Source organism: Olivibacter sp. SDN3, assembly GCF_014334135.1.
Classification (GTDB): Bacteria; Bacteroidota; Bacteroidia; order Sphingobacteriales; family Sphingobacteriaceae; genus Olivibacter.
Genome location: NZ_CP060497.1, coordinates 765,927 through 777,503, shown reverse-complemented (window position 1 = coordinate 777,503; position 11,577 = coordinate 765,927). Strand labels below are relative to the sequence as shown.

Sequence of the window (11,577 nt, the reverse complement as noted above, 5' to 3'; positions counted from 1 at the left end):
TTGAAATAGTGCTTGTCTGGTACGTAAATAAAAAAATTAATCCCAATGTGTATGAAAAATCCCGTCTTTATCGGTGCGCTCATACAGGTGGGCTCCGAAATAATCACGTTGCGCCTGAATAAGGTTGGTAGGAAGTACAGCGCTTCTATAGGCGTCAAAATAGGCCAATGAAGCCATAAAAACAGGAATAGGTATACCTAAATCCACAGCATCTTTTACAACTGTACGTATGTGCGCCTGCCTGTCGAGTAGTGTATGGGCAATTTCTTCATCAAGTAAGAGGTTAGGAAGGCTTGCCTCCCTTGTGTAAGCCTGTCTAAAATCTTCTAGGCAACGCGCCCGAATGATACAACCGCCACGCCATATTTTGGCCACTTCCTCTAGGTTCAGTCCATAATTATACACCGTTGAAGCGACATGCAATTGTGCCATACCCTGGGCATAAATGGTTATCATCGCAAAATAAAAGGCATTTTTCAGCTTCTCCTGAACCTCGCTATGAGGATTCGCCAGTGAGGCTTTGGTGTCTGCCTGCCAAGGTAGTCTTTGCGCCGCCTGTACACGTTCTTCTTTATATGTTGATAAATCACGCATGATGACAGCAGCGTCAATAGCAGGTATTGGAACTTGCAGGTCCATCGCATTTTGCGAAGTCCATTTACCGGTGCCCTTGGATCGGGCGCGGTCTGAAATGAGATTGATTAATCTCTGGCCTGTATCGTCATCATTCCTTTTTAATACGGCTGCCGTAATTTCGATCAGGAAAGATTGTAACTCGCCTCGATTCCAATCTTCAAAGGTTTGTTGTATTTGATCATCATTGAAGCTAAAGCCCCTCTTTAAGAGATCATAGGTTTCGGCAATAAGCTGCATGATTGCATATTCAATACCATTGTGCACCATCTTTACATAATTTCCGGCAGAGCCATTACCTAAGTAGGCAACGCACGGTACGCCATCAACCTTAGCGGCGATTGATTCAAATATCGGGCGTAAGCGTTCATAGGCCTCCTTATTTCCTCCGGGCATCATACTTGGGCCAAAGCGAGCGCCTTTTTCTCCTCCCGAAATTCCCATGCCAAAGAAATGTATATGCTGTTCCGCCAAGGCCTTGACGCGCCGGTCGGTATCCGGAAAGTAGGTGTTACCACCGTCTATGACGATATCGCCTTCCGCTAGATAGGGTAAAAGTGTTTGTATTGCGGCATCTACCGGTGGCCCCGCAGGCACCAGCAGCATTATAGCACGAGGTTTTTTTAATAAGCCTACGAATTCTTCGGGAGAGGTAGTACCTTTTACCTGATGTCCATGAGCCGCTTCCTGTTCCAGCGAGCTGGCCTTTGCGGGATCTAAATCAAGTCCGGCAACGGCAAAATGGTGGTCGGCCATGTTGAGTAATAGATTTCTACCCATAACACCTAGGCCTACTATTCCAAAATCAAATGATTCCATATATGAGCTAATGATTTTTTGTTTAAAAGCTTTTGTCTGTGCTATCTCTTCATTGGAGGTAACTATAGCACTAAATTATACTTTTCAACCAGTTAAACTGTTAGGTTTGTGCAATTATTTTATATTCTGCCGCTAAGCCGGGCCGATTTGGGATTTATGTGCAATCTGCGTAAATTGCATTTATTCGTCCGTGTCAATTAGTTAAACTAATCTACCATGCAAAAAATAACTATTCTTTCAACAAGTGTGAGAAATAACCGTAATAGTCATCGCGTAGCCCTATATCTTCAACAGTACATCACGGGAAATGATTTGGCAACAGTAGAGGTGTTGGATTTGAATGCCTACCAATTCCCTATTTTTGAAGAACGACTTAGATTCTTGGAAAGTCCTTCGTCAGAAATTTTGGATTTTGCAGCAAAAGTAAAAGAAGCAGAAGGTATTATTATAGTGACACCTGAATATAATGGAGGATACCCATCAAGCTTAAAAAATGTGATTGATCTACTATACGATGAATGGCAAAAGAAACCTATCGCACTTGCTACAGTCTCTGCTGGGCCATTTGGTGGAGCTCAAGTGATGGCTTCCTTAGTATTTGTTTTATGGAAAATAGGTGCCGTTATGGTTCCCGCGATGTTTCCTATATCTAAGGTGCAAGAGGTTTTTGATGAAGCGGGTAACCCCACCGAAAAAGAACGTACGGATAAACGTGCGCATACTTTCGTACGTGCACTTTTATGGCACATGGAAGCCAAACAAAGGATGGAGCGGATTTGACCACTACAAAAGTACCTCCATTATGTAGACTGTCAATTGATGTATGGTAAAAAGTTAAGGAAAAAAAGATAAAAATATCGCTGGAAGTCTTGTAAAAGTGTTGGTTTTAAGTGTCTTGCACTGAAGATAGGCACTTGCGGTTTGCAAAGCTTATCAAGATACCAAATGAACGTTACTGCGCTCGGCATAGTAAGTGCCTGATGAAGTGCGGTTTATTATAAACCTACTACAGTTTATGAATTTTTTGCTGAATAAGAAACTGCTGGTTTTATTAATGCTTTCTTTCATCATACTATCAAGTGTGCTATTGACACCAAACGAAAGAGCGATCGACTTTAACGTTGATGTTAAACCTATTATCAATAAAAAATGTATTTCATGCCATGGAGGCGTTAAGAAACAAGGGGGTTTTAGTTTGCTTTTTCATAAAGAAGCATTAGCCGAAACCAATAGCGGTAAGCCTGCAATAATTCCAGGGAATCCCAAGGATAGTGAATTTATAAAGCGACTGTTAACAGACGATTCGGAAGAAAGAATGCCCTATAAACATGAAGCATTGAGTAAGCAGGAAATTGATGTTTTCAAGAAATGGATAAAGCAAGGGGCGAAGTGGGGGGATCATTGGGCGTATTTGCCTGTGGAGGAAGTGGATGTGCCAAAAACAGGAAAAGGATGGGCAATTAATGATATTGATAGGTTTATATACGATAGGCTCGAAAAGGAAGAACTAACACCTGCTGTCACGGCAGATAAACCTACCTTATTACGAAGGCTCAGTTTGGACTTAATCGGAATGGTATCATCCAAAGAAGAGGCTGATATTTTTTTAAATGCTTCTGATACCGATAAAGCCTATGAGTCTTTAGTAGACTCGTTGATGGCTTCCCCTCGTTTTGGTGAAAAATGGGCTTCCATGTGGTTGGATGTGGCCCGTTATGCCGATACCAAAGGTTACGAGTCTGATGGCGAAAGGAATATCTGGCAATATCGTGACTGGGTTATCCGAGCATTTAATAATGATAAACCCTATAACGATTTTATTACTGACCAAATTGCGGGCGATTTTTATGTAAATCCTACAGATGAACAGTATATAGCCACTGCTTTCCATAGGAATACGATGAGTAACGATGAAGGGGGTACAGACAATGAAGAATATAGAGTTGCTGCAGTTATTGACAGAGTGAATACCACTTGGGAAGGACTATTAAGTACAACGTTTGCTTGTGTGCAATGCCATAGCCATCCTTATGATCCCATTGAGCATGATGAATATTATAAATTTATGGCTTATTTTAATAATACTAGGGACGAAGATGTTTCTGCAGAGTACCCCATTTTAAAACATTACGATGATACCCAACAGCAGAAACTGGAGGAACTGACGAATTGGTTACAGGAAAATGTTTCGCCTGAACATGCAAGGGAAATTTATAAATTTCTCAAAACTGGTCAACCCAGTATCAATTCTACCACTACAGACAGCTTATCGAATGCTGTGATCGGGAATAATAATATAGCACTCTTTTTTAGGAACAACAGTTCAGCAAGAATTGCACAAGTTGATCTAGAGGGTGTAGATCAGTTGATATATCGGTATGCCTCCAGTGTACAGGGGGGAATCATGCAATTGCGTTTGGATAAACCCGACGGTCCGTTGCTTGCGGAATGGAAGGTGGCAGGAGGGGAAGGCTTTCGAAATTTGCCTGTTGATTTTGCCGCCCAGTCTGGCATCCACGATGTTTACATCAATTACCGAAACCCTGCTGTTACAGACAACGATCAAGTGACCATACAATTTGACTGGTTCCATTTTTCGCCTCAATTTCCTGGAAAGGACCGGCCCGGGTATCAGAAATATAAGGCCCTTTACTGGACGCTCTTAAACGCTGATGTATACAATACCACACCTATAATGGTAGAAAACCCTGCTAATCGATCACGTAAAACATTTGTGTTTGAGCGAGGAGTGTGGACATCGCATGGAAAAGAGGTAGAGCCGGGAGTACCTTCAGCTTTTAAATATGCAATGCCCAGCGATGCGCCAAAAAATAGAAAGGGTCTTGCCCAATGGTTGACAGATAAGAGGAACCCTTTACTCTCGAGAACAATGGTCAATCGTGTATGGGAACAGCTTTTTGGAACAGGTATCGTTGAAACATTGGAAGATATGGGGACGCAAGGTATGGAACCCACGCATAAAGAATTATTGGATTATTTGTCTTGGCAGTTCATGCATGATTTTGATTGGAGCGTGAAAAAACTAATCAAAGCAATGGTAATGAGTGCGACCTATCGGCAGGACTCAAAAGTTAGTGAAGAGCTAAAAGAAAGAGATTTGTTTAATAAGTACTATGCACGTGGCCCTAGAATTAGGCTCAGTGCAGAACAGGTTCGCGATCAGTACCTTTCTGCAAGTGGTGTTTTAAGTGATAAGATGTTTGGGAAAGGAGTGATGCCGTGGCAGCCAGAAGGGATATGGAACTCTCCCTACAATAGTGCCAAATGGGTAAATGCCACTGATGAAGAGCAGTATAGACGGGCGGTATACACTTACTGGAAACGATCAGCGCCCTATCCTTCTATGATCACTTTTGACGGTGCACAGCGGGTAGTGTGTAGTCCGCGAAGAATTCGTACAAATACGCCTTTACAAGCACTGGTAACGCTCAACGATTCGGCATATATCGATATTGCAAAACATTTTGTGAGACGGATGCAGAAAGAAGGAGGTGATAATGTGCATGATCAGATAGCCAATGGGTATCATTGGATGACATATAAATCGATCCCGGCAGCTAAACTCAAAATTTTAAGTGGCTTGTATGAACAGGCTTTAGCAGATTATCAAACACATCCCGCGAGGGTGTCAGAAATGTTAGGTGAAGATGCCGATGGGGATGCGGAAACTGCGGCTATGTTGGTTGTGGCCAATACCCTTTTTAATTTTGATGAGATGGTGACAAAGAACTGAAATGTTATGACAAGAGATGAATTAAACCTACATCGGCTAGTTCGTGAAGCACGGCAAGCACAACTTAAAGCATTTACTCGGAGACACTTTATAAAAGAAAGTGCAATGGGTTTAGGTGCTTTAGCTATCGGTTCATTCTTAGGAAGCTGCGGCAGTAAACCAAAAGGGGGAAATCCGGTAGTTTTTGATCCGGCAAAACCGCTCTTGCCAAAAGCACCACCTTTCTTGGGAAAAGCAAAGAGTGTTATTTATTTGCATATGGCGGGAGCGCCATCTCAGTTGGAATTGTTTGACTATAAACCTGAGCTGGAAAAAATGGACGGGCAAGACTGTCCGCAATCACTTTTAGCGGGGAAGAAGTTCGCCTTTATTACCGGCGTACCCAAGATGCTGGGGCCACAAGCGAAATTTGCCCAATATGGGGAAAGCCGTGCATGGGTAAGCGACAATTTACCTCATTTTTCTACCATAGTAGATGAGGTGACCTTTCTTAAGGCCGTCACAACAGATCAGTTTAACCACGCTCCCGCACAGTTGTTAATGCATACGGGCAGTGCGCGTTTGGGCAATCCTAGTATAGGAAGTTGGGTGACTTATGGTCTGGGTACAGAAAATCAGAATTTACCGGGTTTCGTGGTGCTTACCAGTGGTGGGAGTTTTCCTGATGCCGGTAAAAGTATATGGGGAAGTGGCTTTCTGCCGTCTGTCTATCAGGGTGTGCAGTGTAGGAGTGAAGGTGATCCCGTGTTGTTTATAAAAGATCCTGAAGGAATGGGCCGTGACTTACGCAAGGCATCAATAGATGCAATCAATGCGGCTAATGAACAAGAATATGCTCATTATAATGACCCGGAGATCTTATCGCGTATATCGCAATATGAAATGGCTTACCGTATGCAAATTGCCGCTCCGGAGGTGATGAATATTGAAGACGAGCCACCCTATATTCATGAAATGTACGGTACCCAGCCCGGTAAAGCGTGTTTTGCCAACAACGTACTGCTCGCTAGAAAACTGGTTGAAAAGGGAGTAAGGTTTATTCAACTCTTTGATTGGGGCTGGGATGCACATGGAGACCTGCCGCAAAATTCGCTCAATATCGGTTTGAAGAATAAGTGCAGAAGTATTGATAAGCCCATAACCGCATTGATTTTAGATCTGAAACAGCGGGGATTGCTAGATGATACCCTAGTAGTATGGGGTGGAGAGTTTGGTCGCACGCCAATGCTTGAAAACAGAAATGGCGTAAAAAATCCATACAACGGCAGAGACCATCATACAGAGGCTTTTACGATGTGGATGGCCGGAGGAGGCGTGAAAAAGGGATTTACCTATGGGGAGACAGATGAAATTGGTTATAGTGCTATTCGAGGGAAAGTAGATCCTTTTGATATACAGGCCACTATATTAAATCAGTTAGGTTTCGATCATGAACAGTTTACCTATACTTTTCAGGGTAGACCTTTTCGATTGACAGACGTAGCGGGAAATGTAATTCATGATGTTATAGCTTAACCCCTTAAAAGAGAATACAGAATGTCCTTGAATAGAAGACTATTTTTAGAAAGAACAGCAATAGCTGCTACTGGGGGGCTACTGGGGCCCTTTGGTAAATTGATGGCCCATGGAAAGCACCAACCTGTGCCGGTTTTTGCACAAACAGGATTTGAATTACTGTTTATGGCGACCAATTGGGGCTTCGGTGGAACGATAGCAGACTTTTGTGCCCAAGCCAAACAAGCGGGCTATGATGGTGTGGAGCTTTGGTGGCCAGGGGATAACGAGGTAGCCCGTAAAGAACTTTTTACTGCCTTAAAAAGGCATAACCTACAGGTTGGTTTTCTTTGTGGAGGTAGTGGCGATGACGTGGATGACCATTTTGAAAAATTCGTACAAAGTGTAGATGCTTCTTTACAGAACAACGATCAAAAACCGATTTATATCAACTGCCATTCGGGAAGTGATTTTTTTAATTATGAACAAAATGTACGTTTTATTGACTACACTACCGAAAAGGCAAAAACAAGTGGTATTCCAATTTATCACGAGACGCACCGAGGTAGGATGCTTTATACGGCTCCCGTTACCCAACAATTTATCAGTCAAAAACCAGATTTACGTTTAACTTTGGATATTTCACATTGGTGTGTAGTTCATGAAAGTTTACTGGCCAATCAGAACGAAGTCATCAATAAATGTTTGGAACGGGTAGATCATATCCATTCAAGGGTAGGGCATGCCGAAGGACCTCAGGTAGGAGACCCACGGGCACCGGAATGGCAGGAGGCTTTGCAAGCACATTTAGCTTGGTGGGATAAAGTGCTGGCATATAAAAAGCGAGACGGAAAACGGATGACGATATTGACCGAATTTGGACCACCTGACTATCTACCAACCTTACCTTATACAAGGCAGCCGGTAGCCAATCAATGGGATATTAATGTTTATATGATGGAGATGCTCCGCGAACGTTATGGATAAAGGTGAATAATAAAGCATGGTGGTTTTAACAGTATTTGATTTTATAGGTAGCCTTCATCCCGTACTGGTTCATCTTCCGATTGGCATATTGCTTTTGGGATGTTTTTTTCAGCTTCTTACCTCTCATAAGCGGTTTGCCATAGTCCAATCAACCATTCCATTAATCTATCTGTTAGGTGCTATAGGGGCAGTTTTTTCGTCGATAAGCGGCTACATGTTGTCGCAAAGTGAAGATTATGACCCAACCATAGTAAATATACACCAATGGTTGGGGATCAGTGTGGCTGCCGTTTCCTTGACTCTTTACTTTATCTACAAGGTAGTGTTAAAAAAAATATGGCGCCAATTGATGGCCGTATCGCTAGCAATACTGATTACCTTGGCCGGACATTATGGCGGAACATTAACCCATGGTTCGGATTACTTAACTGCCGCACTGAAAAGTGAACAGAGAAAAGAGGCTATTCCAATAATTGCCAATGTACAGGAAGCAGTGGTTTATAGCGATATTGTACAACCTTTATTGCAAAATAGATGCTACAGCTGTCATGGCTCCGAAAAACAAAAAGGAAAGCTGCGCCTAGACACGCGGGATTTTATGCTGAAGGGCGGTGAAGAAGGTGTTGCGTTGGTGCCGGGTAACGTAGAAGAAAGTGAAATGATAAGGCGGTTGCTTCTGCCTGTCTCGAATGAATACCATATGCCTCCAAAAGAAAAGCCTCAGTTGACTGAAAAGGAGGTTAAATTATTAGAGTGGTGGATACGTTCGGGTGCTGATATCCACAAGAAAGTAGGTGATTTTCCACAGCAGGATGACGTTGCAGATATACTGCTAGATCTAGAACAAGAAGTGGAAACTGACCAGACGGTTGAGCCATCATCAATGCTATCGCAAGAAGTTCCAGAGGCCGATGCCAGTGTTATAGAGGAGTTGAGGCAGGAGGGCGTAGTGCTCCTTCCAATAGTTAACAATAGTAATTATTTATCGGCTAGTTTTGTAACGGCAGAGGTGACCACGGATCTGCTCGAGAAATTGGTTTTGTTAAAACGGCAGTTGGTTTATTTAGATTTGTCGTACGCATCGATAGATGATGAGGCAATAGCGGTTGCAGCAAATTTTGACAACCTGCTGCGTATTAATCTGAGTAACACCGCTATCTCAGATGCTGGTTTGCAATACCTCAGCAAACTGAAACACTTGAAGTATATCAATCTTGTAAGAACCAAAGTAACGGCTCAGGGTGTAATTGCCCTAAAAAATATGCCTGATTTGAAGAACGTCTACCTTTACGAATCGGCAGTAGATAAAAAAGACTCAAGTGCATTAAACGAGGCTCTTGGAATGGTAAATATTGACTTTGGAGGTTACGAGGTTCCTACATTAATGTCAGATACATCAGAAGTAAAAATTCCTTAAAAAATGAACAACACGATAAGGGCCACGCCAGTACCGGCTGTAGTTCTTTCTGCATTAGCGTTGTACTTCTACTGGTTGTATCTGCTGATTACGATAGATGCTAATTTTCAAGGATTCTTTATACTGGCTATTCTCCAATATTCTTAATAACTCATGAAAGTTGTCGACCTGTTTACCTTCGCAGTTGACGATCACATCTCCGACTTTTAACCCACTTTTATATAATGGGGAATTTTTGGGAATACCTATAAGTAAAACCCCGGCAATGTTTGGTAGCCCAGCAGCAGACTGTTCTCCCAGTGTTTCAATATTTTTGAACGTACTTTTTTCCCACACGAAAGTTTCGTTTCTGTTACTGGCTACTTGTGTTAACAATCTGGGAATTGACGGTTGTTCGGCTATTTTTCTTAATCTCGGATTGGTAACTCCAAAAATATGCATATCAAAGTTGGTAAAGTATGACTGTGTGGTGTCTTTAAGGCGGAAATCGCCAGATGCTGGATCGATAAAGGAAGGCGCAATCACTATACTATGGGCTTCAATACCCTTCTTTTTATCTTCTTGGAGGCTGGCAGTATCTATATAGAGATTATAATCAATAGTATCACCCCAATAATTCACCTGGATGTCCTGGTGTGCTTGCATAACCAGGTTATTTCTGAATACGTCATGACTGTTTTTAAACCAGACATGAGGATGAAAGCCATTATTTACGATGACATTGTTATATACGGTTCTAAAGAAGCCTTCTCGTAACTTTAAGCCCCCGCTAAGACATAAGTTATTGTATATGGCATAATTGGTAGAGCCATCGTCCAGATCTATATCCCATCCATGATCGCATTGGAAACGGTTATTTCGAATAACGGTGGTTTTAATGGCATCCAAAGTTACCCATGTAGGATGTTGCGCTGCGATCGTATCCATAGCTGCCCGGTCAGGATGCCAAAAGCGATCTCTGCCCCATGAATTAAATGCACCGTGATCACTGGTTTCCAACACGGTTTTAAAGACATCATTGTGTGCCAATAAATGGCCGCCCCAGGTGCCGTCACCGATGTTAATGCCTGCACGCGGTACATTGTAAATGGTGTTATGAATTACACTTATCTCGCTGGCCATAGCTATTTGTACGCCAGCTACTTGTTTTTCTATACGTCCAATGTTTCGTATAAGATTATCGGATATGGTAACGGCACTTGGGTATTGAATCGTTTGAGGTCCGCTAATGGTGTCCATTTCAGCCAAAGGAACCGTGTCTTCATAGCGGAACGCCGGAGAGCGTACTGCTTTTTCGCTGCCCACAACATTGATCGCGCCGGCACCGATATTTTCTATAAGGTTACCGCTAATGTCGATCGCACGATTATACTTGCTCACAAAGATAGCGTTGCCACCAAGCGCACTAAAATCAGCATTACGTATTTTACATCGCTCCGCTCCCTCTATCTTCACCGCTCCTTGACGGTAGATTGTCCAGTCGCTCCGAAGTAAAGGTTCTGCTGTCTTCATAAAAGTTGGTGCCGTATGCATAAAATGAATTCCTTCTATGATTATATCGTGGATAGGATCCTGTTCACTACCTTCCAACGTGATGATATTTTCTAACTGTGATACTTCAAAATGTAACTTTCCTGGATCTTCTTCCGGAGCAGGGTAGTAATAAAGGGTGCGGGCTGCGGTATCAAGATACCACTCTTGCGGACTATCCAATTCTTCAAAAACATTTTCTACATAACGGTACGTCTCATGCATAGGGCTGGGCCGATTATTTTGTTGCCCGCCCGTCAATTGAAGTGTTCCATTGTCGCGTCGACCAACTACCTTATAATGGAAACCACCCCAGCGTCCTGAGTGGAGGGCATGTATATATGCCTCTACCGGATTTTTCCAATTTTTTGTCCTTTCCTGACTGATGGCATCAGCCGAATAACCATTAAATGGTAAAATATTGAAATCGTAATTGGGATAGCGGGCGCGGATGAGCTGTCTGCCATTGGCAAACAGGGTTTCAAAGGATATTCCTGCAGGAACTGCTGCTTTCCAAATTTTTTCATCATGTTTTTGCCAAGAAAGATCAAGGGGAACACCCGCGCTGAAAACCACTTGATGACCTTCGGCAGCACGAATGATATACGGGTGCTCTCTTTCTCCGGACTCTTCGGCGGAAAACAGCATTGGCTGATCTAAATAATAGGTGCCTTCTTCAATAATTAATTCAATGCTTCCGGTATAACCGCTTTTTTTGAGCACAGCTATGGCTTTTTTAGCAGCTAAGGGGTTGGCAAAGGGAGCTTCTTTACTACCATTGTTCCGGTCGTCACCTGTTGTTGAAACATATAACAATTGCTTCGTTTGCCCATTACAGATAACCGTGCAGGTTACCAATATTAAACAGCAAAGTAAATATTTGGTTGTTCGATAGCATAGTGTATTCATTTCGATATGTGCTTGTTTTTGAAGATACGTCGCT

7 protein-coding genes are annotated in these 11,577 nt (G+C 42.6%); 5 read left to right on the top strand and 2 right to left on the bottom strand.

The genetic code is table 11. From position 1 onward, the window contains the following. Positions 1-36: 36 nt before the first annotated feature. Positions 37-1,452, bottom strand: coding sequence for an NADP-dependent phosphogluconate dehydrogenase (gene gndA, locus H8S90_RS03110; RefSeq protein WP_187341145.1), 1,416 nt, complete (start codon positions 1,450-1,452; stop codon positions 37-39). Positions 1,453-1,668: 216 nt separating this feature from the next. On the opposite strand from gndA, the gene H8S90_RS03105 reads away from it, so the two are divergent. From H8S90_RS03105 to H8S90_RS03085, 5 genes are all read left to right on the top strand, one after another. Next, positions 1,669-2,232, top strand: a complete 564-nt coding sequence (locus tag H8S90_RS03105; RefSeq protein ID WP_187341144.1) for an NADPH-dependent FMN reductase — start codon at positions 1,669-1,671, stop codon at positions 2,230-2,232. 235 nt (positions 2,233-2,467) lie between these two features. After that, a complete protein-coding gene (locus tag H8S90_RS03100; RefSeq protein WP_255501783.1) occupies positions 2,468-5,206 on the top strand; it encodes a DUF1553 domain-containing protein in 2,739 nt (912 codons plus the stop codon). Positions 5,207-5,212: 6 nt separating this feature from the next. After that, the gene (locus H8S90_RS03095) at positions 5,213-6,721 is read left to right on the top strand and encodes a DUF1501 domain-containing protein (protein ID WP_187341143.1); all 1,509 of its coding nucleotides are present in this window, start codon (positions 5,213-5,215) and stop codon (positions 6,719-6,721) included. A 21-nt stretch (positions 6,722-6,742) separates the two neighbouring features. Further along, positions 6,743-7,687 (top strand): sugar phosphate isomerase/epimerase, encoded by a 945-nt coding sequence (locus H8S90_RS03090; RefSeq protein ID WP_187341142.1) that lies wholly within the window; start codon positions 6,743-6,745, stop codon positions 7,685-7,687. A 16-nt stretch (positions 7,688-7,703) separates the two neighbouring features. Then, positions 7,704-9,104 (top strand): c-type cytochrome domain-containing protein, encoded by a 1,401-nt coding sequence (locus H8S90_RS03085; protein WP_187341141.1) that lies wholly within the window; start codon positions 7,704-7,706, stop codon positions 9,102-9,104. A 54-nt stretch (positions 9,105-9,158) separates the two neighbouring features. Here H8S90_RS03085 and H8S90_RS03080 read toward each other — a convergent pair whose 3' ends face one another. Then, positions 9,159-11,543 carry a PDZ domain-containing protein gene (locus H8S90_RS03080; RefSeq protein ID WP_187341140.1) on the bottom strand — a complete coding sequence of 795 codons (2,385 nt, stop codon included), beginning with the start codon at positions 11,541-11,543 and terminating at the stop codon, positions 9,159-9,161. Between the last annotated feature and the right edge of the window lie 34 nt (positions 11,544-11,577).

What these genes read in the sequence shown, in the direction of transcription:
- gndA (WP_187341145.1), bottom strand. Translation starts at nt 1,452, where the DNA reads ATGGAATCATTTGATTTTGGAATAGTAGGCCTAGGTGTTATGGGTAGA.
- H8S90_RS03105 (WP_187341144.1), top strand. Translation starts at nt 1,669, where the DNA reads ATGCAAAAAATAACTATTCTTTCAACAAGTGTGAGAAATAACCGTAAT.
- H8S90_RS03100 (WP_255501783.1), top strand. Translation starts at nt 2,468, where the DNA reads ATGAATTTTTTGCTGAATAAGAAACTGCTGGTTTTATTAATGCTTTCT.
- H8S90_RS03095 (WP_187341143.1), top strand. Translation starts at nt 5,213, where the DNA reads ATGACAAGAGATGAATTAAACCTACATCGGCTAGTTCGTGAAGCACGG.
- H8S90_RS03090 (WP_187341142.1), top strand. Translation starts at nt 6,743, where the DNA reads ATGTCCTTGAATAGAAGACTATTTTTAGAAAGAACAGCAATAGCTGCT.
- H8S90_RS03085 (WP_187341141.1), top strand. Translation starts at nt 7,704, where the DNA reads ATGGTGGTTTTAACAGTATTTGATTTTATAGGTAGCCTTCATCCCGTA.
- H8S90_RS03080 (WP_187341140.1), bottom strand. Translation starts at nt 11,543, where the DNA reads ATGAATACACTATGCTATCGAACAACCAAATATTTACTTTGCTGTTTA.